Genomic DNA, 24,656 nt, shown 5'->3' with positions numbered 1-24,656 from the left:
TTAATCCCCCTTATTTCATTGCGAAATTCATTTCGCGATGCGGGTTCGTTATATCTGAATATCCCTGACATATCCTCATTAATTTTAATGGGGAGGGTATTGTTCACCCTGGAGAAAATAATGAAGTATATAGCAACGTCTGTAGTGGCAATGCTACTCTTATCTGGTTGTGATAATACGCAAAATAACAATTCATCCCCGTCGGAAACAGAAGTGGGCGTTGTTACGCTCAAATCTCAACCGGTTTCGGTAGTCAGTGAATTAACCGGGCGCACCAGTGCGGCACTCAGTGCTGAAGTACGTCCGCAGGTTGGGGGAATTATCCAGAAACGCCTATTTACTGAAGGCGATTTGGTTAAGGCTGGACAACCATTGTACCAAATTGATGCGGCCAGTTATCGGGCGGCATGGAATGAAGCCCGGGCAGCATTACAACAGGTACAGGCACTGGTAAAAGCCGATTGCCAGAAAGCGCAGCGTTATGCCCGACTGGTGAAAGATAACGGTGTCTCACAACAGGATGCTGATGATGCTCAGTCTACCTGCGCACAAGATAAAGCCAGTGTTGAAGCGAAAAAAGCCGCACTGGAAACCGCGCGCATTAATCTTGACTGGACCACGGTAACCGCGCCGATTTCGGGGCGTATTGGCATTTCGTCGGTGACCCCTGGCGCACTGGTGACCGCGTCGCAGGATACGGCGTTAACGACTATTCGTGGTCTGGATACAATGTATGTCGACCTCACTCGCTCAAGTGTCGATTTATTACGTCTGCGCAAACAGTCACTGGCGACCAACAGTGACACCATGAGCGTCTCACTTATTCTGGAAGATGGCACAACCTACAGCGAAAAAGGGCGTCTGGAACTCACCGAAGTCGCTGTGGATGAGTCTACCGGCTCGGTGACATTACGGGCGATTTTCCCCAATCCACAACAACAGTTATTACCAGGCATGTTTGTTCGCGCTCGTGTCGATGAAGGCGTGATGGAAGACGCTATTCTCGCGCCTCAACAGGGCGTCACGCGCGATGCTAAAGGCAATGCAACTGCGCTGGTGGTGAATAAAGACAATAAAGTAGAGCAGCGAACGCTCGAAACGGGAGAAACGTATGGTGATAAATGGCTGGTGCTGAACGGCCTGCATGACGGCGACCGACTGATTGTTGAAGGTTCCGCCAAAGTAACTTCAGGGCAGACCGTCAAGGCTGTTGAAGTTCAGGCTAATGGAGGCAACGCCTGATGTTTTCGCGCTTTTTTGTTCGCCGTCCGGTCTTTGCCTGGGTTATCGCCATTTTGATTATGTTGGCGGGTATTCTGGCCATTCGCACATTACCCGTCGCGCAATATCCTGACGTTGCGCCGCCGACCATAAAAATTTCAGCCACTTATACCGGTGCTTCAGCCGAAACGCTGGAGAACAGCGTGACCCAGGTTATCGAACAGCAACTCACCGGGCTGGATAATTTGCTCTATTTTAGCTCAACCAGCAGCTCTGATGGTTCGGTCAGTATTAATGTGACCTTTGAACAAGGTACCGATCCCGACACTGCACAGGTTCAGGTGCAGAATAAAATTCAGCAGGCTGAGTCACGCTTACCGAGTGAAGTGCAGCAAACGGGCGTCACAGTGGAAAAATCACAAAGCAACTTTTTGCTGATTGCTGCCGTGTATGACACCACTGACAAAGCCTCCAGTTCGGATATCGCCGACTGGTTGGTCAGTAACGTTCAGGACCCGCTGGCGCGCGTTGAAGGTGTGGGGAGTCTGCAAGTCTTTGGCGCAGAATATGCTATGCGCATCTGGCTTGACCCGGCCAAACTGGCGTCTTACTCGCTGATGCCTTCAGACGTGCAGAGTGCTATCGAAGCGCAAAACGTGCAGGTTACTGCCGGGAAAATTGGGGCTTTGCCCTCGCCGAATACTCAGCAACTGACGGCGACAGTACGGGCGCAGTCTCGTTTGCAGACGGTGGAACAGTTCAAAAATATTATCGTGAAAAGCCAGTCAGACGGTGCAGTTGTTCGCATAAAAGATGTGGCTCGCGTTGATATGGGCAGTGAAGATTATACCGCGATCGGCAAACTTAACGGTCACCCGTCTGCCGGGGTTGCTGTAATGCTTTCGCCCGGTGCGAATGCGCTGAATACAGCGACGCTGGTCAAGGATAAGATTGCCGAATTCCAGCGGAACATGCCGCAGGGATACGACATCGCATACCCGAAAGACAGCACTGAATTTATTAAAATCTCTGTAGAGGACGTAATTCAGACGCTGTTTGAAGCCATCGTACTGGTGGTTTGCGTGATGTATTTATTCCTGCAAAACCTGCGCGCTACGCTGATCCCGGCGTTAGCTGTCCCCGTTGTTTTGCTGGGCACATTCGGCGTTCTTGCGTTGTTTGGTTATTCGATTAATACCCTGACGTTGTTTGCAATGGTGCTGGCGATCGGCTTGTTGGTGGACGATGCCATTGTGGTGGTGGAGAACGTCGAACGCATTATGCGTGACGAAGGGTTGCCCGCGCGTGAAGCCACGGAAAAATCAATGGGCGAGATTTCTGGCGCACTGGTTGCTATTGCGCTGGTGTTGTCAGCCGTATTCCTGCCGATGGCCTTCTTTGGGGGATCTACGGGAGTAATTTATCGTCAGTTTTCGATAACCATTATCTCCGCAATGCTGCTTTCCGTGGTGGTGGCATTGACCTTGACTCCCGCGCTGTGCGGTTCCGTCCTTCAGCATGTTCCACCGCATAAAAAAGGCTTTTTCGGCGCATTTAACCGCTTTTACCGCCGTACTGAAGATAAATATCAGCGAGGCGTAATTTATGTCCTGCGCCGTGCTGCCCGAACGATGGGTGTTTATGCCGTGCTGGGTGGCGGAATGGCCCTGATGATGTGGAAACTGCCGGGCAGTTTCTTACCCACTGAAGACCAGGGTGAAATCATGGTGCAGTACACGCTGCCTGCCGGGGCAACCGCAGCTCGTACAGCAGAAGTGAATCGCAAGATTGTTGACTGGTTCCTAGTAAACGAAAAAGCAAATACCGATGTCATCTTTACCGTTGATGGTTTCAGTTTTAGCGGCAGCGGACAGAATACCGGGATGGCGTTTGTCTCGTTGAAAAACTGGTCACAACGTAAAGGGGCAGAAAATACCGCCCAGGCTATCGCCTTACGGGCAACCAAAGAGTTGGGCACAATTCGTGATGCCACGGTATTTGCCATGACGCCGCCAGCCGTTGACGGACTGGGGCAAAGCAATGGCTTTACGTTTGAATTAATGGCAAGTGGTGCGACTGACCGTGAAACCTTACTTAAAATGCGTAATCAGTTGATTGAACAGGCTAATCAAAGCCCTGAATTGATTTCTGTGCGCGCCAATGACCTGCCGCAAATGCCGCAATTGCAGGTAGATATCGATAACAATAAAGCCGTATCGCTGGGGTTGAGCTTAAGCGATGTCACCGACACGCTGGCCAGCGCGTGGGGCGGTACTTATGTGAATGACTTTATTGACCGTGGTCGTGTGAAGAAAGTCTACATTCAGGGCGACAGTGAATTTCGTTCCGCGCCGTCAGATTTAGGGAAATGGTTTGTGCGCGGTAGCGATAACGCCATGACGCCGTTCTCTGCTTTTGCCACTACACGTTGGATCTATGGCCCGGAAAAACTAGTTCGCTACAACGGTTCTGCGGCTTATGAAATTCAGGGCGAAAACGCGACTGGCTTTAGTTCCGGCGATGCAATGACAAAAATGGAGGAACTGGCAAACAGTCTTCCTGCGGGAACGACCTGGGCCTGGAGTGGTTTGTCATTGCAGGAGAAACTGGCCAGTGGTCAGGCATTAAGTCTGTACGCAGTCTCTATTCTGGTGGTTTTCCTCTGTCTTGCAGCCCTGTACGAAAGCTGGTCAGTTCCGTTCTCGGTCATTCTGGTGATCCCACTGGGGCTTCTTGGCGCGGCGCTGGCGGCCTGGATGCGTGATTTAAACAACGATGTTTACTTCCAGGTGGCGCTATTAACCACTATCGGCTTGTCGTCGAAAAACGCCATTCTGATTGTTGAATTTGCTGAAGCGGCAGTTGCTGAGGGCCATTCCCTGAGTCGGGCGGCATTACGCGCGGCGCAGACTCGTTTACGCCCAATCATCATGACCTCGCTGGCGTTTATTGCGGGGGTAATGCCGCTGGCGATGGCGACCGGCGCAGGTGCGAACAGCCGTATCGCCATTGGTACGGGCATTATTGGCGGTACGCTGACCGCTACGTTGCTGGCTATTTTCTTTGTTCCTCTGTTTTTTGTACTGGTGAAACGTTTGTTTGCCGGTAAACCGCGCCGTCAGGAGTAAGTTATGTTGCGTCGTTCTCTTATTTTTCTGGTGCTGTTGAGTGCGGGATGTGTCTCGCTCGATCCTCACTACAGCACGCCTGAATCCCCAATCCCGGCGACCTTGCCGGGAGCACAGGGCCAGGGAAAGGCAATCAGCCATGACTGGCAGCAGGTGATCCACGATCCCCGATTGCAGCAGGTGGTGACCATTGCTCTGAACAGTAACCGCGATGTGCAAAAAGCGATAGCTGATATTGACTCCGCACAGGCGCTCTATGGGCAAACTAATGCGTCGTTATTCCCGACGGTGAATGCGGCCTTAAGTTCGACCCGCAGTCGTTCGCTGACGAATGGTACGGGAACCACTGCCGAGGCTGATGGCACGGTGTCCAGTTTTACGTTAGATCTGTTTGGTCGTAATCAGAGTTTATCTCGGGCGGCGCGGGAAACCTGGCTTGCCAGTGAATTTACAGCCCAGAACACCCGTTTAACGCTGATTGCTGAAATCAGCACCGCCTGGCTGACCCTGGCGGCTGATAACAGCAATCTGGCCCTGGCAAAAGAAACGATGGCCAGTGCAGAAAACTCATTGAAAATTATCCAGCGCCAGCAACAGGTTGGCACGGCGGCAGCGACAGATGTCAGTGAGGCGATGAGTGTTTATCAGCAAGCGCGCGCCAGCGTTGCCAGCTATCAGACACAAGTGATGCAGGATAAAAATGCTCTGAACTTACTGGCAGGTACAACGCTTGCGGAAAATCTGCTACCGGGAACACTGGAAAGCCTGCCGGAACAGATGATAAGCCTGGTTCCTGCGGGAGTGTCATCTGACGTTCTGCTGCGTCGCCCGGATATCCAGGAAGCGGAACATAATCTGAAGAGCGCCAATGCCGATATTGGCGCCGCGCGGGCTAACTTTTTCCCGACGATTTCGCTGACTGCCAGCGCTGGTGTTGGCAGTGACGCATTGTCATCGCTGTTCAGCCACGGAATGCAGATCTGGTCATTTGCGCCATCGGTCACATTACCGCTGTTCACCGGCGGTAGTAATCTGGCGCAGCTTCGTTACGCAGAAGCACAAAAGCGCGGGCTCATTGCCACCTATGAGAAAACCGTTCAGAGCGCGTTTAAAGATGTCGCTAACGCACTGGCGCGGCGGACCACGCTTGAAGAGCAACTGGATGCACAGCGCCAGTATGTTAAAGCTGAACAACAAACGGTCGATGTTGGCCTGCGTCGCTATCAGGCGGGTGTTGGTGATTACCTGACCGTGTTGACGGCACAGCGCAGCTTGTGGAGCGCACAGCAGGAGCTGCTGGCATTGCAACTGACTGATTTTACGAACCGGATCACGATCTGGCAGTCGCTGGGCGGCGGCATGTCATCACTCAAGTAAGGAATAGTATGGCTAGAGTCTCTCTTTCATGGGCATTGATTCTTGGTCTTTTAGCCGGTATCGGCCCGATGTGTACCGATCTTTATTTGCCTGCTTTGCCGGAGATGTCAGAGCAACTGGCGGCAACCTCGACCATAACGCAATTAACGCTGACCGCATCACTGATCGGTCTTGGCGTCGGACAACTGTTATTTGGCCCTCTGAGCGACAAAATAGGGCGTAAACGTCCGTTAATCTTGTCGTTGCTATTGTTTATTGTTTCTTCCATTTTGTGCGCGACAACGAACAATATTTACTGGCTGGTGGTCTGGCGTTTTATTCAAGGGATCGCGGGGGCAGGTGGTTCGGTGCTCTCTCGTTCTATTGCTCGTGACAAATATCAGGGAGTAACGCTGACCCAGTTCTTTGCGCTGTTAATGACGGTGAATGGCCTGGCTCCGGTGTTGTCGCCAGTGCTGGGCGGTTATATTGTCAGCACGTTTGACTGGCGCACTTTATTCTGGGTGATGGCTGAAATTAGCACCGTACTGTTGCTGGGCTGCCTGTTATTTATCAATGAGACATTGCCAGAAAATAAAAGGGGCTCTTCATTGCTATTAACCGGACGAAGCGTGGTGCAGAACCGCCGTTTTACGCGCCTTTGCCTGATTCAAAGTTTTATGCTGGCAGGCTTGTTTGCGTACATCGGCTCTTCGTCGTTCGTGTTGCAGAAGGAATTTGGCTTTAGTCCAATGCAATTTAGCCTGGTGTTTGGCCTTAACGGCATCGGACTTATCATCGCTTCATGGATCTTCTCGCGCCTGGCGCGACGAGTTAACGCGATGAAATTGTTGAGAGGTGGCCTGATAGCGGCAATTTTGTGTGCATTGCTCACGGTCTTATGCGCATGGTTGCAGTTACCCATTCCGGCACTGGTGGCATTATTTTTCACCATCGCATTTTGTAGCGGCATCGGCACTGTTGGCGGGGCAGAGGCTATGAGTGCAGTAGGGACGCAGGAATCTGGAACGGCGTCTGCATTGATGGGGATGAGCATGTTTGTCTTCGGCGGTATAGCCGCGCCATTGTCGGGGCTTGGTGGGGAAACGCTGTTAAAAATGAGCCTGGCAATTATGGTGTGTTATACGCTGGCATTGCTGGTTGCTCTCACCAGAATCGACAATCAAAAGTAATGAATACCTCATTCTGACGGGGATTTCCCCTGTCAGAATGAGGTACCGAATACTAACGATCTTTACGCCACGCATCCGCCGTCAATGCTTCGCCAAAGTGGCCGGAAATTAGCCGTTTGGTGAGTTCGTGCAGTGGCGATGCCAACACATCCGCGGTGCTACCGCGTTCGACAACTTCTCCCTGATGCATGACCAGCACCTGGTCGCTGATGTGCTTCATCATCCCGATATGCTGGGTAACATAAATATAAGAAATACCCTGTTTCTCTTGTAACTCCAGCATCAGGTTAATTAGCTGCGAACGCATCGACATATCCAGCGAGGCGAGGGCTTCATCGGCAATAATCACTTTTGGGCGCAATATCAGCGCGCGCGCCAGACCAAGACGCTGTTTTTGCCCGGGGGCCAACATATGCGGATAGTAACTGACGTGATCCGGCAGCAGTCCGACCATCCGCATCGTTTCAATTATCTGTTTGCGGCGCTGTTCCGGTTCCAGGTCTGTGTTCAAACGCAGTGGAAAATCAAGGATCTGCGAAATACGTTGACGTGGATTCAATGAAGTCGACGGATCCTGAAATATCATGCGAATACGCTGGCTTCGGAAGGAATAATCGCCAAAATGCAGAGGGTGATCGTCAATCAATAACTCGCCGCTGGTTGGCTCAATCATTCCTGCCAGCATCTTTGCCAGCGTCGATTTACCGGAACCGTTCTCACCAATAATCGCCAGTGTCTGGCGTTCACGCAGCGTAAAGCTCAATGGTTTTACCGCTTCGACTGTCTGACGGCGAAACCAGCCGGTCCTGTAGCGGAACGTTTTGCTTAAATTACGCACTTCGAGCAGAGTTTCTATCATCTCACTCTTTCTCCATGTTCAGCGGGAAATGACAGGCATAGAGATGATTTTTCGCTCCCGTCAGACGCGGCGTCACAATGCATTCTCGTTGTGCATAAGGGCAACGCGGTCCCAGACGACAACCAATCGGTAATTGTTCCAGCAGCGGGATTGCGCCCGGCAGGGTATTGAGGCGGCTTTTATGCGGCATCGCACTGCCAAAGTCCGGTATCGCGCGTATCAGCGCCTGGGTGTAAGGATGATGCGGCATTGTCACCAGCTCCTTACTTGGCGCGGATTCCACCGTCTGACCACAATAAAGCACGTTGATTTTATCCGCCCATTGGCTAAGCATTTGTAAGTCATGACTGATAAGCAAAATGGTGGTGTTGCTGTTTTGGTTGAGACGCGTCAACAGGCGGAAAATTTGCGCCTGCGTTGTTGGCTCCATCGAGTTGGTCGGTTCGTCGGCAATCAGTAGACGCGGTTGATTCGCCAGTGCAATGGCTATCATCACTTTCTGGCATTCACCTTCGGTCAACTCGTAAGGGAAACTGCGCATCGCATCTTTATGATCTTTAATCCCAACGCGGTGTAGCAACTCAATGGCGCGGCGTTTGCGCCAGCCAAAACGCTGCCACCAACGGCCTTTATAGGTCCAGGCCGGGATGTTTTGCATCAACTGGCGACCCACACGTTCCGATGGATCAAGACACGATTGCGGTTCCTGGAAAATCATCGACACGTTGTGTCCAACCAGTTTGCGCCGTTCGCGTGCGGAGAGACGCAGCAAATCGATATCATCAAAACGCATTCGGTCAGCGGTAACACGCCAGTTATCTTTATTCACCCCACAAATCGCTTTCGCAATCAAACTTTTGCCGGAGCCGGATTCGCCAACAAGACCGCGAATTTCACCTTCGGTTAAGGTCATACTCACGCGGTCGACGGCTTTAACCCATTCATCACCGGTTTTAAATTCAATAGTCAGGTTACGAATATCCAATAATGGCATTATTCCACCCCCGCAATAATCGCACGACGAACGCCATCGCCAAGGAGGTTAACCAACAACACGCTAATCATAATTGCCGCACCTGGCAGCATTACGGTCCACGGGGCGACATAAATCAGTTCCAGCGCGTCACCAAGCATCGCGCCCCATTCAGGCGAGGGCAGTTGTGCGCCGAGGTCAAGAAAGCCCAGCGCGGCGATATCGAGAATTGCCATCGACAATGCGCGAGTGATCTCGGTGACCAGTCCGGCGGTGATGTTAGGCATCACCGCAAACCAGAGAATATTCAGCGTCGTTGCGCCATCCAGACGGGCGGCGATAACGTACTCTTTTTCCAGTTCGTCATGAACCATGCTGTAAATCGAACGTACCATACGCGGCAGCAGTGCCAACCAGACGGCAAACATGGCGTGCGATAAACTCGGTCCGGCAAATGCTACTACGATGATCGCCAACAGCAGGGACGGAATCGCCAGCAAAGTATCCAGAATATGGTTTAGCACCGCTGACCGCAGACCGTGCGTTGCACCGGCGAAGGTGCCAAGTACCAGACCACAAATCGTCGCGGCGAGCGTCACCACAAATGCGCCCCCCACGGTAGGTGCTGCGCCACTCAATAAACGGCTTAAAACGTCGCGCCCCAGGTCGTCGGTCCCAAGGAAGAACGAGACTTCGCCATAGCGTGACCATGACGGCGGCAACAATTGATAACCAAGAAATTGCTGGTCGATGCCGTAAGGCGCAAACCAGCTACCAAAAATACACAGCACCGCCAGCCCCGCGCAGCCGTACAGGCCGACCATCGCAGCGGCGTCTCCATAGAATTTGCGCCAGGCAGTACGCAGCGTGCCCGGCGGGCGCTTCTCGCTGTATACGCTATCGTAAGGCATACCATTCCTTATGTTTCAGAGGGTTAGCCATGGCACCCAAAATATCAGATATCACGTTAATAATAATGACCAATGAACCGCACACCATCACTCCGGCGGAAATGGCTGCGTAATCCTGCTGGCGGATGGCGTTAATTAACCAGCGCCCTAAACCCGGCCAGCTAAAAACCATTTCGGTGATCATCGCCAGCGTCAGCATGGTGGAAAACTGCAAGCCCAGGCGAGGAATAACCGGAGGTAACGCGTTATGCAGCACGTGGCGACGCAAAATAGTAAAGCGCGACAAACCGCGAGTCGCCGCCGCTTTCACATAGTTTTGGTCATAGACTTCGATGGTGCTGATACGCATCAATCGGATCACTTCAGTTGTTGGCGCAACCGACAGGGTAATCACCGGTAGCACCATATGGCGAAGTGCGCTCATGATCATTTCGTCCCGCCACGGTGAGTCCGAAAGCCAGGCATCAATTAACGCAAAGCCGGTAATCGGTTTCACTTCATAGAGCAGATCGAAACGCCCTGAAACGGGCAGCCAACCTAGCGTGAGTGAACAAAACAGCGTCAACAGAAGCGCCAGCCAGAACACCGGGATGGAAAAGCCCAGCAAGGCGATGGCGTTGATCAAGTTATCCTGCCACTTATGGCGTGTAATCCCGGCAATCATGCCCACCGGGATCCCGACAATCAGCGCAAAACCGAAGGCGAGGATGCACAACTCCATCGTTGCCGGAAAGACTTCTTTTAACTGTTCGGCAATAGGCTGGCCGTTAATGCTGGAAACACCAAAATCCCAGTGGATCAGTCCATTAAACCAGAACACCCAGGCATTCCACAGTGAAGCGCCTTGTAACGGCGCGTGTGGCGTGAAATAGCTCAAACTGAAGCCAACAAAGGTCAGCAGGAATAAGGTGACGATTAATAACAAAATACGACGTAAGGTGAAGATAATCATGGTTTTTTCACCTCTTCTTGCTTCTCGCGATACACCCCCGCGAAGGAGGCGTTACCGAACGGGCTCAGTACCAGACCTTTAATATCGTAACGGTAGGCCTGCAAGCGCAGTGATGAGGCCAGCGGCAGAATGGGCAGTTCCTGCGCCAGAATGCTTTGCGCTTCATCATAAGCTTCAATACGCGCCGCCAGTTGCTGCGAGGAGAGGGCATTACGCAACACGCTGTCGAATTTCGGATCGCACCAGTGGGCAAGGTTGGTTTGCGAGTGAATAGCCGCGCAGCTCAGTAACGGACGGAAGAAACTGTCCGGGTCGTTACTGTCCGTCGCCCAACCAGATAACGTCAGATCATGGCTCATATCCATCAACCGCGCCTCCTGAAAACGACCTTCTACCGGCACAATCACCACTTTCACGCCAACCTGCGCCATATCCGCCTGAATCAGTTCGGCAGTTTTCAGCGGACTGGGGTTCCATGCCTGCGATCGTGTCGGTACCCACAGTTTCAGCGTTAAGTTTTCCAGCCCCAACGCTTTCAGTTGTTCGCGCGATTTCGCTGGGTTGTATTCAGTAATTTTAGCCTCGTTGTCATAAGCCCACGAGGCGCGCGGTAAAATAGAGGCCGCAGTTTCAGCCGTACCATAATAGATGGATTGCATCAGGCGCTGGTTATTGATAGCCAACGCCAGTGCATGGCGGACAGCCGGATTATTTAGCGGTGGTTTAGCGGTATTAAACGCCAGATAGGCCACGTTCATCCCCGGGCGCAGCGTTAAACGCAAACGCGGGTCGTCGCGCAAAATGGATAACTGGCTGGCGGCAGGCCAGGCCAGAACGTCGCATTCACCGGTCAGGAGTTTCGACAATCGTCCGGTACCGCCGGAGCCTAAATCCACCACCACCTGCGGCATCAACGGTTTGCCACGCCAGAACTCATCGTGACGTTGTAAGCGAATATATTGCCCGGCGCGGTATTCCGACAATTGATACGGCCCGGTGCCGACCGGTTGACGGTCGAGTTGTTCCTGGCGATCTTCTTTCTCTAATTTCTGCGCGTATTCGGCAGACATTACTGACGCATAGTGGGTCGCCAGGTGCCATAAGAAGGATGCATCCGGCTGGGCGAGACGGAACTCAACGGTGTGATTATCCAGCTTGCGGACACTTTTAACGTTATCGGCAAATTGCAGACTGTCGAAATAGGGGAAGTTACTGCCGTTGACGTTATGCCACGGATTATTGCGGTCAAAAATCCGTTGGAAGGTAAACACCACATCATCGGCATTCATTTTGCGAGTGGGAGTAAACCAGGCGGTTTTTTGAAACGGGACATCGCGACGCAGGTGGAAGCGATAGGTTGCGCCGTTGTCGAGCACTTCCCAGCTTTCGGCAAGTTCTGGCATCAGGCGATAGGTATACGGATCGACATCCAGCAGTCGATCATAAAACTGGGCGGCAAGGGTATCGACAATTAACCCACTGCTCGCTTTGGATGGGTTAAAGGTGTTGACTTGCCCGCTGACGCAATAGACAAAACCGCTGTCGCGGATATCAGCATGCGGGGGGGATTCAGGCGCGGCTATTGCCTGACCACTCACAAGTCCAGCAATCACCAAAAGAGACGATAATACCTGGCGCATAATATTAAGGGATTTTATGTAAAGAGGCTATCTTACTAATATTTAATGACATTTGCCATTACCGTTTGTGTTCAGGGGGCGTAATGAGGGCCGTGTGGTTGGTCGTTGAACAGGTAGCGTCGCCATCTGTTCAACATTCGTACCCGTGATTTCTCTATAACTATAACTCACAGAACAACTTAGCGAAGAGCAGAGTGGTACGATCGTGAGAAACCCATTAAAGCAGGCTGCGGTGCGTGTCATTTATAGCCGGATGCGCCGTGAACGCTTTATCCGGGCAACGATACTGACCGACTGTCTGCAATTAAATAATTATTCATTACCCCATTGATTCAAAAACTCTGCGATTTCATCAATGCGCGCGGGATTAATCCCCGCTTCAGCGGCCATGTCATGCTGGGCTTCTTCGCTGATCTCTTCATTGTTCATCAAACGGGTGAGTAGTAACTGGAAGTAATGGGCCAGCGGTGTGCGTTCTGCGTCTGCGACAGGTTCTGCGCATTCAGTTGCGTATTCATCGGCAATATCGAAATATTTTAATGGGATATCGTGGTTCATTGTTTGCCCCTGGAGTTAATGCGCTAAGCATAAGGGCGGATGATAGCACTCGTGATCCGGGTCATACATCTTTTTATAGTTAATGGCGCGGCGCATTACCCTCAGGCAGGATAATGCGCCGTGTATCCTGGATATTACGTTTCGCTCACCGGCGTTCTGTCACCATCATACAACGGCACTTTGCGATAGCGGCGGATCAGATACCACAAATATGCGCCGCCTAACGAAGCCCATACCAGCCCTAACGTCAGCGAGGTGGCTTCGAGGTTAACCCACAGGACACCCACCGTCAGCGCGCCAACCAGCGGCATCAGTAAGTAGTGGAAGTGTTCCTTCCAGCTTTTATTCATCCCTTTGCGCCGCCAGAAGTGGTTGAACACCGACAGGTTAACGAAGGTAAACGCCACCAGCGCACCGAAGTTAATCAGCGCCGTGGCGGTGACTAAATCGAAGAACAACGCCGACAATGCGACAATTCCGACCATAATGACGTTCAGCGCCGGGGTGCGCCATTTTGGGTGTACATAGCCAAACACGCGCTCCGGAAACACATTGTCACGCCCCATCACATACAGCAGACGCGACACGCTGGCATGTGAAGCCAGGCCAGACGCTAACGTGTTCACAAACGTGGTGCAGAGGAAAATCGACTGGAACAGCTTGCCGCCGACGTACAGCGCAATTTCCGGCAGCGCGGCGTCCGGGTCTTTAAAGCGGCTGATATCCGGGAAGAACAGCTGCATAAAGAACGACGCCGCAATAAAGATAACGCCGCCGTAGACCGCCGTCAGGAAGATGGCTTTCGGGATCACGCGTGCGGCGTCCGGCGTCTCTTCCGAAAGCGTGGTCACCGCATCGAAACCGAGGAACGAGAAACAGACAATCGTCGCCCCGGTAATAATCGGGATCAAGTGCGCGTTCTCGCTGATAAACGGCTGAAGTGACCAGACGGTGCCAACGCCTTCACCTTTATGCAGTCCCTGAACCACCAGGAAGATAAACACCACCATGATGGAGATTTGCACCAGCACAAACAGGGTATTGAAGTTAGCCACCAGGTTGACGCTCTTCAGGTTCGCGGCAGTTAAGATGGCGACGAACGTCACCACCCACACCCACGGTGGCACTTCCGGGAAGAGGGCGGAGAGATAGATCTTCGCCAACAAGACGTTGATCATCGGCAAAAAGAGGTAATCCAGCAGCGATGACCAGCCGACCATAAAACCGACGTGCGGGTTAATCGACTTTTGCGCGTAGGTATAGGCCGAACCTGCCTCCGGGAACTGGCGAACCAGTTTGCCGTAGCTGATAGCGGTAAACAGCACGCCCGCCAGCGCCAGCAAATAAGATGCCGGAACGTGACCGTTGCTAATACCGGAAACGATGCCAAACGTATCGAACACGGTCATTGGCGTGAGATAGGCAAGCCCCATCATCACCACCTGCCACAACTTCAGCGACTTGCGCAGTTTAGTTTTGCCGGGTTGCGCAGCAATATTCAGTGGTGAATTAATAGCCATAATTGTTGCCTCCCCTGCGTAATAAGGTTTGCGGTCGTGTCGACCTGAAATCAAACCTGTTTAGCAAGGGAAGCAAAGGGGGCGGAGTCCAGTCAGTCGCAGGGAGGGCGCACACGCAGCCTCCCTCGCCATGCGGGGATTTAATCATCGGCATCATCTCATTTCCTCGTCACAGTCTTAATCGTTAACGGAAGCCCGTTGCCGCCTGCGCTCCATAACGCGACATCCGGGAAATGTCTGGATTACCAGCAAATGTCAGGCCTGGCTCCGCTCAGGCCGATGAAACAACCCCGCAAGGGGTACTATGCGTTTTTCAACATCCACTCAATTTCTGTTTCTGTGATGAGGCGCTCAAACTGCAACAACTCATCATTTTTACAGGCGTGATACACATGGCAAAAACGCTCGCCTAAATAGCGGCGCAAATGATCGTTCTCGATAAACTCCCACAGGGCATCGCTCTGGCGAATCGGGAAGGGTAAGCCTTCCTGCTCCAGCCCGTTGCCTTCTACTTCTTCCTGCAACGGCAGTTCGTTATCAAGGCCATGCAAAATACCGGCAAAAATCGCTGCCATCACCAGATATGGGTTGGCATCGGCACCTGCCACGCGATATTCCACGCGGTGGTTATGACGATCGCCGCACGGAATACGCAGGGCGACGGTACGGTTGTTATGGCCCCACGACGCCTGCGTTGGCACATACATGCCTGGCTGGAAGCGGCGATAGGAATTCACGTTCGGCGCCAGCAGCGCCATTGATGACGGCATCAGGTCGATCATCCCGGCGAGCATCTTTTTCAGCAGCGGCGAATCTTCGCCTTCTGCGTCAGAAAGCACGTTCTCGCCACGATTATTTTGCATACTGATATGGATATGCATCCCGCTGCCCGCGTGCTCTTCATACGGCTTCGCCATAAAAGTGGCGTGCATCTTATGCTTTTCTGCCATCAGGCGCACCAGGCGTTTTAGCGCCAGCGCATCATCGCAGGCTTCCAGCACGTTATCGGTATGGTAAAGGTTGATTTCAAACTGGCCTGGCGAGGCTTCGGCGACCGCACCGTCGGCGGGAATTAACTGTAACTGCGCCAGTTCATCAATATCATTGAGCACATCGGCGAAGTGGTTGAGGTTATCAACCGAGTAAACCTGACTTTGTGTATTGCGGTCATCGGTGCCGGGCGCGCAGGGCGGTTGCAGATACCCTTCAGCGTCGCGCTGGCGATCCAGTAAATAGAACTCCAGCTCTACCGCTACAACCGGGAACAATCCGCGCTGGCGTAGCTGCTGCCACAGACGGTTAAGTACGTTCCGCGGCTCAACGTCAAAGGGAGCGCCATCTTCATCGACCATGGTCAGGAGTATCTGACCGATAAACTCTGGATCGGCAGCAGAAGGGGTTAAGGTACCGAGTATTGGCACACAAGTACGATCTGGTTCACCCATTTCCTGACCCAGGCCCGCTTCTTCTACTACATTGCCCAGAATATCCATTGCAAACACCGAGGCCGGGAAATAACACCCTTTCTCCAGCTTCTGCAGACTTGAAACAGGAATGCGTTTCCCACGGAAGCAACCATTCAAATCAGTAAGTAAAACATCAACATATTGTGTATTCGGGTAGCGCTCCAGGTAGCGTTTCACTTCCTGCGTAAAGGCGCTACCCCGCCTCTCTTCTGACTGCTGAACAAAGTTCTCTACTTCAACGATATTGGTTTCCATGATTCTTCGCCTTTGGTTTGTTTTCCGCTCGATAGCAAAGCGTAAAATATAATGACCACTATTCGAATCTGTATGCAAGCTAAATGTTTGTCAAATGTTAAATTGAGTTTGCAAAAATGAAAATCGACTGCTAGATTGAAAAAATATTGAACATAAAGGTCATTTAAACCGCAGTAATGGCGATAATTTAGTCCACTTTGTGAGATTGAGCATGGAAAATATAATGAACAATCCGGTTATCGGTGTCGTAATGTGCAGGAACAGGCTTAAGGGTCATACGACCCAGACTCTGCAAGAAAAGTACCTGAATGCCATCGTCCACGCGGGCGGTTTACCGATTGCGCTGCCACATGCGCTGGCGGAACCGTCATTACTTGAAGAACTGCTGCCTAAACTTGATGGCATTTATCTTCCAGGTAGCCCCAGCAATGTGCAGCCGCACCTATATGGTGAAAACGGCGATGAGCCTGACGCCGATCCCGGGCGTGATCTTCTGAGCATGGCGTTAATTAATGCTGCACTCGAAAGGCGCATCCCCATTTTCGCCATCTGCCGGGGGTTACAGGAACTGGTGGTAGCAACCGGTGGGTCGTTGCATCGCAAACTGTGCGAACAGCCTGAATTGCTGGAACATCGTGAAGATCCCGAACTGCCGGTGGAGCAGCAATATGCGCCGTCGCACGAAGTTCAGGTTGAAGAGGGGGGATTACTGTCTGCATTGTTACCTGAATGTAGCAACTTTTGGGTAAACTCTCTGCATGGACAAGGGGCGAAGGTCGTTAGCCCGCAGTTGCGTGTTGAAGCTCGCTCGCCGGATGGCCTGGTTGAGGCGGTGAGCGTCATCAATCATCCTTTCGCGCTGGGCGTACAGTGGCACCCGGAATGGAACAGTAGCGAGTACGCGCTTTCGCGTATATTGTTCGAGGGCTTTATCACCGCTTGTCAGAACCATATCGCTGAAAAACAGCGACTCTGACCACTACAGTTAAGGAAATGCAAATATGAGTGATGAGGGACTGGCGCCAGGAAAACGCTTGTCAGAAATCCGCCAGCAGCAGGGGCTTTCACAACGTCGTGCCGCCGAACTCTCCGGGCTGACTCACAGTGCTATCAGTACGATAGAACAAGATAAAGTCAGCCCTGCCATCAGTACGCTGCAAAAGCTACTGAAGGTGTATGGTCTGTCACTCTCGGAATTCTTTTCCGAGCCGGAAAAACCTGATGAACCGCAGGTCGTCATTAATCAGGACGACTTAATTGAAATGGGCAGTCAGGGTGTGTCGATGAAGCTGGTGCATAACGGTAACCCGAATCGCACGCTGGCGATGATCTTTGAAACGTACCAGCCGGGCACAACCACTGGGGAAAGAATTAAGCATCAGGGTGAGGAAATAGGCACTGTACTGGAAGGTGAAATTGTTCTGACCATTAACGGCCAGGATTATCATCTCGTCGCGGGGCAAAGTTATGCCATTAATACCGGCATCCCGCACAGTTTCAGTAATACGTCGGCAGGCATTTGCCGAATTATCAGCGCCCATACGCCCACCACGTTTTAATCTTTTTGCTTTTGTAGGCCGGGTAAGCGAAACGCCACCCGGCTAGCTATAAAGGCAATCTATAAAGAATGTCGCCAGAAATAAACGGGCATGCAGCCCGGGGATCTCTGCGCCCTGACGTTCACAAACTGCATATATCTGATAGACGTGAAACAGGAGTCATAATGAATTTTCATCATCTGGCTTACTGGCAGGATAAAGCGTTAAGTCTCGCCATTGAAACCCGCTTATTTATTAACGGTGAATATACCGCTGCGGCGGAAAATGAAACCTTTGAAACCGTTGATCCGGTCACCCAGGCACCGCTGGCGAATATCGCGCGCGGCAAGAGCGCCGATATCGACCGTGCGGTGAGCGCAGCACGCGGCGTATTTGAACGCGGCGACTGGTCGCAGGCCGCCCCGGCAAAACGTAAAGCGGTGCTGAATAAACTCGCCGACTTAATGGAAGCCAACGCCGAAGAGCTGGCACTGCTGGAAACTCTCGACACCGGCAAACCGATTCGTCACAGCCTGCGTGATGATATTCCCGGCGCGGCGCGCGCCATTCGCTGGTACGCCGAAGCGATCGACAAAGTGTATGGCGAAGTGGCGACCACCAGTAGCCATGAGCTGGCGATGATCGTGCGTGAACCGGTCGGCGTGCTTGCTGCCATTGTACCGTGGAACTTTCCGCTGCTGCTGACTTGCTGGAAGCTTGGCCCAGCGCTGGCGGCAGGGAACAGCGTGATTCTAAAACCATCTGAAAAATCACCGCTCAGTGCGATTCGTCTCGCGGGGCTGGCGAAAGAAGCAGGTCTGCCGGATGGCGTGCTGAATGTGGTGACGGGGTTTGGTCATGAAGCGGGGCAGGCGCTGTCGCGTCATAACGATATCGACGCCATTGCCTTTACTGGTTCAACCCGCACCGGGAAACAGCTGCTGAAAGATGCTGGCGACAGCAACATGAAACGCGTCTGGCTGGAAGCGGGCGGCAAAAGCGCCAACATCGTTTTCGCTGACTGTCCGGATCTGCAAAAAGCCGCGAGCGCAACAGCCGCAGGTATCTTCTACAACCAGGGCCAGGTGTGCATCGCTGGAACGCGTTTGTTGCTGGAAGAGAGCATCGCCGATGAATTCTTAGCCCTGTTAAAACAGCAGGCGCAAAACTGGCAGCCGGGCCATCCGCTTGATCCCGCGACCACCATGGGCACCTTAATCGACAGCGCTCACGCCGACTCGGTGCATAGCTTTATTCGTGAAGGCGAAGGCAAAGGGCAACTGCTGCTGGATGGACGCAACGCCGAACTGGCAGCGGCCATCGGCCCGACCATCTTTGTGGATGTGGACCCGAATGCGTCCTTAAGTCGCGAAGAGATTTTCGGCCCGGTGCTGGTGGTCACGCGTTTCACATCAGAAGATCAGGCGCTACAGCTTGCTAATGACAGCCAGTACGGGCTCGGCGCGGCGGTATGGACGCGCGATCTCTCCCGTGCGCACCGCATGAGCCGCCGCCTGAAAGCTGGTTCCGTCTTCGTCAATAACTACAACGACGGCGATATGACCGTGCCATTTGGCGGCTATAAGCAGAGCGGCAATGGTCGCGACAAATCCCTGCACGCGCTGGAAAAATTCACCGAACTTAAAACCATCTGGATAAGCCTGGAGGCCTGAAATGACCGAACATACCAGCAGTTACTACGCCGCCAGTGCGAATCAATACGCGCAATTCGACACGCTGAATGAGTCGATTTCCTGCGACGTTTGCGTGGTCGGTGGCGGCTATACCGGGCTGTCTTCCGCGCTGCATCTGGCGGAAGCGGGCTTTGACGTAGTGGTTCTCGAAGCCTCACGCATCGGATTTGGCGCCAGCGGGCGCAACGGCGGGCAGCTTGTAAACTCCTACAGCCGCGACATCGACGTTATCGAAAAAAGCTACGGCATGGACACCGCCCGTATGCTTGGCAGCATGATGTTTGAGGGTGGTGAGATCATCCGCGAACGTATCAAACGTTATCAGATTGACTGCGACTACCGCCCCGGCGGCCTGTTTGTAGCGATGAATGATAAACAGCTCGCCACGCTCGAAGAGCAGAAAGAGAACTGGGAACGCTACGGTAATAAACAGCTGGAGATGCTGGACGCCAACGCCATTCGCCGCGAAGTGGCCAGCGATCGCTACACCGGCGCGCTGCTGGATCACAGTGGCGGGCATATCCACCCGTTGAACCTCGCCATTGGCGAAGCGGACGCCATCCGCCTGAACGGTGGGCGCGTGTATGAGCTCTCTGCGGTGACTCAGATCCAGCACACCACGCCAGCGGTGGTGCGCACTGCCAAAGGCCAGGTGACGGCGAAGTATGTGATTGTCGCCGGGAATGCGTACCTGGGCGATAAAGTGGAGCCGGAACTGGCGAAACGCAGCATGCCGTGCGGCACTCAGGTGATCACCACCGAGCGGCTTTGCGATGAGTTAGCCCGTTCGCTGATCCCGAAAAACTACTGCGTTGAAGACTGTAATTATCTGCTTGATTACTACCGTCTTACCGCCGACAACCGCCTGCTGTACGGCGGCGGTGTGGTGTACGGCGCGCGCGACCCGGATGACGTTGAGCGTCTTGTGGTGCCGAAACTGCTGAAAACCTTCCCGCAGCTGAAGGGCGTGAAAATTGATTACCGCTGGACGGGCAACTTCCTGCTGACCCTTTCACGGATGCCGCAGTTCGGTCGCCTTGATACCAACATTTATTACATGCAGGGCTACAGCGGACACGGCGTCACCTGTACCCATCTTGCAGGGCGCTTGATTGCCGAACTGCTGCGCGGTGACGCCGAGCGTTTCGACGCCTTCGCCAATCTGCCGCATTACCCGTTCCCAGGCGGGCGCACGCTGCGCGTGCCGTTTACCGCGATGGGCGCGGCTTATTACAGCCTGCGCGATCGTCTGGGCGTTTAATTTCCGATTAACCGTGAAGAGTCAAAAGGTGTGAAACATGAGCAACAATGAATTCCATCAGCGTCGTCTTTCTGCCACCCCGCGCGGGGTTGGCGTGATGTGTAACTTCTTCGCCCAGTCGGCTGAAAACGCCACGCTGAAGGATGTTGAGGGCAACGAGTACATCGATTTCGCCGCAGGCATTGCGGTGCTGAATACCGGTCATCGTCACCCTGAACTGGTGGCGGCGGTGGAGCAGCAACTGCAACAGTTTACCCACACGGCGTACCAGATTGTGCCATACGAAAGCTACGTCACGCTGGCGGAGAAAATTAACGCCCTTGCCCCGGTGAGCGGGCAGGCTAAAACCGCGTTCTTCACCACCGGTGCTGAAGCGGTGGAAAATGCGGTGAAAATCGCCCGCGCCCATACCGGACGCCCTGGTGTGATTGCGTTTAGCGGCGGCTTCCATGGTCGCACGTATATGACCATGGCGTTAACTGGAAAGGTCGCGCCGTACAAAATCGGCTTCGGCCCGTTCCCCGGTTCGGTGTATCACGTGCCGTATCCGTCAGATTTACAGGGCATTTCGACGCAAGATTCCCTCGACGCCATCGAGCGTCTGTTTAAATCAGACATCGAAGCGAAGCAGGTTGCCGCCATTATTTTCGAACCGGTGCAGGGCGAGGGCGGCTTTAACGTGGCGCCAAAAGAGCTGGTTTCTGCGATTCGCCGTCTGTGCGACGAGCACGGTATTGTGATGATTGCTGATGAAGTGCAAAGCGGGTTTGCGCGTACCGGTAAACTGTTTGCCATGGATCACTACGCCGATAAGCCGGATTTAATGACCATGGCGAAAAGCCTCGCGGGCGGGATGCCGCTTTCAGGCGTGGTCGGTAACGCGAATATTATGGACGCCCCCGCGCCGGGCGGACTTGGCGGTACCTACGCCGGGAACCCGCTGGCGGTGGCTGCCGCGCACGCGGTGCTCAACATTATCGACAAAGAATCACTTTGCGAACGCGCGAATCAACTGGGCCAGCGCCTGACAAACACGCTTATTGAGGCCAAAGAAAACGTTCCGGCGATCGCGGCAGTACGTGGTCTGGGGTCGATGATTGCAGCAGAGTTTAACGATCCGCAAACGGGCGAACCGTCAGCGGAGATTGCGCAGAAAATCCAGCAACGTGCGCTGGCGCAGGGGCTGCTACTCCTGACCTGTGGCGCATACGGCAACGTGATTCGTTTCCTGTACCCGCTGACCATCCCGGATGCGCAATTCGATGCGGCAATGAAAATTTTGCAGGATGCGCTGAGAGATTAATACGCAGAAGCGAAGGCCAACGCAATAATGCCTGATGCGCCGCGCTTATCAGGCCTACAAATGACGTATTGATTATGTAGGCCGAATAAGGCGTTCACGCCGTATCCGGCAAGTTGTATTGCCCAACTTCGCTAAATCTGGTGCTTTTTCAACAACGCGCGGAACTGATGATAGGTTAATCCCAGCAATTCAGCTGCGCGTTTCTGGTTATATTTCCCCTGTTGCAAACTGAGTTGTAGCAACTCTTTTTCCTGCTGCATCTGAAACTCACGTAAATCCAGCGGCAGCGTCGGAAGCAAGGTGGTTTCTGAAACGGCGATGGCTTCTTCAGGTGGACGCCGTTTAAAGGGATCAATAATGATGTCATCAAGCGGATAATCGCTGGTGCCGTGGCGATACACCGAACGTTCCACCACGTTTTTCAATTCACGAATATTTCCCGGCCAGCGATAATTCAGCAACGTTTCTCTGGCGCGCTCGGTAAAACCCGGGAACAGAGGCAGTTTGATTTCCCGACACATCTGGATGGCAAAATGTTCTGCCATCAACATAATGTCGCTTTCGCGTTCGCGCAGTGGTGGCAGTTGCACAACATCAAAAGCCAGCCGGTCGAGCAGGTCAGCGCGAAAAGTACCTTCATTGACCATCGCCGGAAGATCGGCATTCGTCGCGCATACCAACCGCACATTCACCTGCAATGGCTGGCTGCCGCCAACGCGCTCCAGTTCACCATACTCAATCACGCGCAATAATTTTTCCTGCACCATCATCGGTGCCGTAGCGAGTTCATCAAGAAACAGCGTACCGCCGTCGGCACGTTCAAATCTCCCTGGATGACGTTTTTGCGCACCGGTAAACGCCCCCGCTTCGTGACCAAATAGTTCGGAATCCAGCAGATTTTCATTTAACGCCGCGCAGTTAAGGGAAATAAACGGCCCTTGCCAACGAGAGGAGAGATAATGCAGACGGCTGGCGATCAGCTCTTTACCTGTTCCGCGCTCGCCGATGATGAGCACCGGTTTGTCCAGCGGTGCGAGATGCGAAACCTGCTCTAAAACTTCGAGAAAGCTGTTCGCCTCACCGAGTAAGTTATCTTTGTATTCTGCCATGATGAAATTCGCCACTTGTTAGTGTAATTCGCTAATTCATCCTGGCATGTTGCTGTTGATTCTTCAATCAGATCTTTATAAATCAAAAAGATAAAAAATTGGCACGCAAATTGTATTAACAGTTCAGCAGGACAATCCTGAACGAAGAAATCAAGAGGACAACATTATGGGTATTTTTTCTCGCTTTGCCGACATCGTGAATGCCAACATCAACGCTCTGTTAGAGAAAGCGGAAGATCCGCAGAAACTGGTGCGTCTGATGATCCAGGAAATGGAAGACACGCTGGTTGAAGTGCGTTCTACTTCGGCACGTGCGCTGGCGGAAAAGAAACAGCTGACTCGCCGTATTGAACAAGCGTCGGCGCGTGAAGTTGAGTGGCAGGAAAAAGCCGAACTGGCACTGCTGAAAGATAGAGAAGACCTGGCGCGTGCGGCGTTAATTGAAAAACAGAAACTGACCGATCTGATTAAGTCCCTGGAACATGAAGTGACGCTGGTGGACGATACGCTGGTGCGTATGAAGAAAGAGATTGGCGAGCTGGAAAACAAATTGAGCGAAACTCGTGCTCGCCAGCAGGCATTGATGTTACGCCATCAGGCGGCAAACTCGTCGCGCGATGTGCGTCGTCAGTTGGACAGTGGCAAACTGGATGAAGCGATGGCCCGTTTCGAATCTTTCGAGCGCCGTATCGACCAGATGGAAGCAGAAGCGGAAAGCCACAGTTTCGGCAAACAAAAATCGCTGGATGATCAGTTTGCCGAGCTGAAAGCTGATGATGCAATCAGCGAGCAACTGGCACAATTAAAAGCCAAAATGAAGCAAGACAATCAATAATAACATCCAGGCGGCGTCCGAACACGCCGCCGCTCATCCCTTAAGGAGTCCTTATGAGCGCGCTATTTCTGGCTATTCCGTTAACCATCTTTGTGCTGTTTGTTTTACCGATTTGGTTATGGCTGCATTACAGCAACCGCTCCAGTCGTGGAGAGCTTTCGCAAAGCGAACAACAGCGATTAGCGCAATTGGCTGATGAAGCAAAACGGATGCGCGAGCGTATTCAGGCGCTGGAATCCATTCTTGATGCTGAACATCCGAACTGGAGGGATCGCTAATGGCGGGTATTAATCTCAATAAAAAATTATGGCGCATTCCACAACAGGGCATGGTTCGCGGGGTCTGTGCCGGGATTGCTAACTATTTTGATGTACCGGTAAAACTGGTACGTATTCTGGTGGTGCTGTCGATTTTCTTCGGCCTGGCGCTGTTTACCTTGGTTGCTTACATCATTTTGTCATTTGCGCTTGATCCGATGCCTGACAACATGGCATTTGGTGAACAACAACCTTCCAGCAGCGAATTGCTGGATGAAGTCGACCGTGAACTGGCGGCCAGTGAAACGCGTTTACGCGAGATGGAACGTTATGTCACTTCCGACACCTTCACGCTACGTAGTCGTTTCCGTCAACTGTGAGGAAAGTTATGAATACTCGCTGGCAACAGGCCGGGCAAAAGATGAAGCCTGGTTTCAAATTAGCAGGCAAGCTGGTACTTCTTACCGCACTGCGCTATGGCCCGGCGGGTGTGGCTGGTTGGGCGATAAAATCAGTTGCTCGCCGACCGCTGAAAATGTTGCTGGCTGTGGCGCTGGAACCGCTATTAAGTCGGGCGGCCAATAAACTGGCGCAGCGTTATAAAAGGTGAGGGGAGTTCCGCAAAAA

The 24,656-nt window shown here is 52.8% G+C and carries 23 protein-coding genes; 13 read left to right on the top strand and 10 right to left on the bottom strand.

The genetic code is table 11. The annotated features are described in order from the left end of the window. The first annotated feature begins 120 nt into the window (after positions 1-120). From FEK66_RS18180 to FEK66_RS18165, 4 genes are read left to right on the top strand one after another with little or no spacing between them, the layout of a single operon-like run. Positions 121-1,242, top strand: a complete 1,122-nt coding sequence (locus FEK66_RS18180) for an efflux RND transporter periplasmic adaptor subunit (RefSeq protein WP_135493852.1) — start codon at positions 121-123, stop codon at positions 1,240-1,242. Next, complete coding sequence (locus FEK66_RS18175; RefSeq protein ID WP_167854225.1) at positions 1,242-4,349, top strand: efflux RND transporter permease subunit; 3,108 nt, start codon at positions 1,242-1,244, stop codon at positions 4,347-4,349. The genes FEK66_RS18180 and FEK66_RS18175 overlap by 1 nt, the downstream gene beginning before the upstream one ends. A 3-nt stretch (positions 4,350-4,352) precedes the next feature. After that, positions 4,353-5,726: a TolC family protein gene (locus FEK66_RS18170; protein ID WP_135493854.1), complete on the top strand. Its 1,374-nt coding sequence runs from the start codon at positions 4,353-4,355 to the stop codon at positions 5,724-5,726. An 8-nt stretch (positions 5,727-5,734) separates the two neighbouring features. Then, positions 5,735-6,898 (top strand): multidrug effflux MFS transporter, encoded by a 1,164-nt coding sequence (locus tag FEK66_RS18165; protein WP_135493856.1) that lies wholly within the window; start codon positions 5,735-5,737, stop codon positions 6,896-6,898. Positions 6,899-6,950: 52 nt separating this feature from the next. Here the strand turns inward: FEK66_RS18165 and sapF are convergent, their stop codons facing one another. The 9 genes from sapF to puuA all read right to left on the bottom strand — a co-directional run bounded on the left by sapF (position 6,951) and on the right by puuA (position 16,032). Further along, positions 6,951-7,757, bottom strand: coding sequence for a peptide ABC transporter ATP-binding protein SapF (gene sapF / locus FEK66_RS18160; protein ID WP_000573415.1), 807 nt, complete (start codon positions 7,755-7,757; stop codon positions 6,951-6,953). 1 nt (position 7,758) lies between these two features. Continuing rightward, positions 7,759-8,751, bottom strand: coding sequence for a peptide ABC transporter ATP-binding protein SapD (gene sapD / locus FEK66_RS18155; protein WP_001128856.1), 993 nt, complete (start codon positions 8,749-8,751; stop codon positions 7,759-7,761). After that, complete coding sequence (gene sapC / locus FEK66_RS18150; protein WP_130208813.1) at positions 8,751-9,641, bottom strand: peptide ABC transporter permease SapC; 891 nt, start codon at positions 9,639-9,641, stop codon at positions 8,751-8,753. The genes sapD and sapC overlap by 1 nt, the downstream gene beginning before the upstream one ends. Further along, positions 9,628-10,593 carry a putrescine export ABC transporter permease SapB gene (gene sapB, locus FEK66_RS18145; protein ID WP_064527260.1) on the bottom strand — a complete coding sequence of 322 codons (966 nt, stop codon included), beginning with the start codon at positions 10,591-10,593 and terminating at the stop codon, positions 9,628-9,630. Before sapB ends, sapC begins: the two co-directional genes overlap by 14 nt. Further along, the gene (gene sapA, locus FEK66_RS18140) at positions 10,590-12,233 is read right to left on the bottom strand and encodes an ABC transporter substrate-binding protein SapA (RefSeq protein WP_130208811.1); all 1,644 of its coding nucleotides are present in this window, start codon (positions 12,231-12,233) and stop codon (positions 10,590-10,592) included. The genes sapB and sapA overlap by 4 nt, the downstream gene beginning before the upstream one ends. Positions 12,234-12,545: 312 nt before the next feature. Beyond that, positions 12,546-12,791: a YmjA family protein gene (locus FEK66_RS18135; RefSeq protein WP_130208809.1), complete on the bottom strand. Its 246-nt coding sequence runs from the start codon at positions 12,789-12,791 to the stop codon at positions 12,546-12,548. A 134-nt stretch (positions 12,792-12,925) separates the two neighbouring features. Continuing rightward, a complete protein-coding gene (gene puuP, locus FEK66_RS18130; protein ID WP_135493858.1) occupies positions 12,926-14,311 on the bottom strand; it encodes a putrescine/proton symporter PuuP in 1,386 nt (461 codons plus the stop codon). After that, a complete protein-coding gene (locus FEK66_RS18125) occupies positions 14,301-14,465 on the bottom strand; it encodes a hypothetical protein (protein WP_130208911.1) in 165 nt (54 codons plus the stop codon). The genes puuP and FEK66_RS18125 overlap by 11 nt, the downstream gene beginning before the upstream one ends. Before the next feature lie 148 nt (positions 14,466-14,613). Then, a complete protein-coding gene (puuA, locus tag FEK66_RS18120; RefSeq protein WP_130208805.1) occupies positions 14,614-16,032 on the bottom strand; it encodes a glutamate-putrescine ligase in 1,419 nt (472 codons plus the stop codon). Positions 16,033-16,243: 211 nt separating this feature from the next. Here puuA and puuD point away from each other — a divergent pair, with 211 nt between their 5' ends. From puuD to puuE, 5 genes are all read left to right on the top strand, one after another. Continuing rightward, complete coding sequence (gene puuD, locus FEK66_RS18115) at positions 16,244-17,008, top strand: gamma-glutamyl-gamma-aminobutyrate hydrolase (protein WP_130260919.1); 765 nt, start codon at positions 16,244-16,246, stop codon at positions 17,006-17,008. Positions 17,009-17,033: 25 nt separating this feature from the next. Then, positions 17,034-17,591 (top strand): HTH-type transcriptional regulator PuuR, encoded by a 558-nt coding sequence (gene puuR, locus FEK66_RS18110; RefSeq protein ID WP_001278727.1) that lies wholly within the window; start codon positions 17,034-17,036, stop codon positions 17,589-17,591. Between the two features lie 164 nt (positions 17,592-17,755). After that, positions 17,756-19,243, top strand: a complete 1,488-nt coding sequence (gene puuC, locus FEK66_RS18105; protein ID WP_135493860.1) for an aldehyde dehydrogenase PuuC — start codon at positions 17,756-17,758, stop codon at positions 19,241-19,243. Position 19,244: 1 nt separating this feature from the next. Then, positions 19,245-20,525: a gamma-glutamylputrescine oxidase gene (gene puuB / locus FEK66_RS18100; RefSeq protein WP_135493862.1), complete on the top strand. Its 1,281-nt coding sequence runs from the start codon at positions 19,245-19,247 to the stop codon at positions 20,523-20,525. Between the two features lie 37 nt (positions 20,526-20,562). After that, entirely contained in the window at positions 20,563-21,828 is a 1,266-nt protein-coding gene (puuE, locus tag FEK66_RS18095; RefSeq protein WP_131161811.1) for a 4-aminobutyrate transaminase, read from the top strand. Positions 21,829-21,959: 131 nt separating this feature from the next. Here the strand turns inward: puuE and pspF are convergent, their stop codons facing one another. After that, entirely contained in the window at positions 21,960-22,937 is a 978-nt protein-coding gene (pspF, locus tag FEK66_RS18090) for a phage shock protein operon transcriptional activator (protein WP_130208795.1), read from the bottom strand. A gap of 166 nt (positions 22,938-23,103) precedes the next feature. Between pspF and pspA the strand changes: the two genes are divergently transcribed. From pspA to pspD, 4 genes are read left to right on the top strand one after another with little or no spacing between them, the layout of a single operon-like run. Beyond that, entirely contained in the window at positions 23,104-23,772 is a 669-nt protein-coding gene (pspA, locus tag FEK66_RS18085) for a phage shock protein PspA (protein ID WP_000511019.1), read from the top strand. A gap of 53 nt (positions 23,773-23,825) precedes the next feature. Beyond that, complete coding sequence (pspB, locus tag FEK66_RS18080; protein ID WP_001274965.1) at positions 23,826-24,050, top strand: envelope stress response membrane protein PspB; 225 nt, start codon at positions 23,826-23,828, stop codon at positions 24,048-24,050. Then, a complete protein-coding gene (gene pspC / locus FEK66_RS18075; RefSeq protein WP_130208793.1) occupies positions 24,050-24,409 on the top strand; it encodes an envelope stress response membrane protein PspC in 360 nt (119 codons plus the stop codon). The genes pspB and pspC overlap by 1 nt, the downstream gene beginning before the upstream one ends. 8 nt (positions 24,410-24,417) lie before the next feature. Continuing rightward, on the top strand, positions 24,418-24,639 hold the full coding sequence (pspD, locus tag FEK66_RS18070) for a phage shock protein PspD (RefSeq protein ID WP_096839698.1): 222 nt from the start codon (positions 24,418-24,420) through the stop codon (positions 24,637-24,639). Positions 24,640-24,656 lie beyond the last annotated feature (17 nt).

It is taken from the genome of Escherichia sp. E1130, from assembly GCF_005781065.1.
In the GTDB taxonomy this organism is placed as follows: Bacteria; Pseudomonadota; Gammaproteobacteria; order Enterobacterales; family Enterobacteriaceae; genus Escherichia.
Note: the sequence above shows the minus strand (reverse complement) of the source record. Positions and strands in the feature narration are given on the sequence as shown.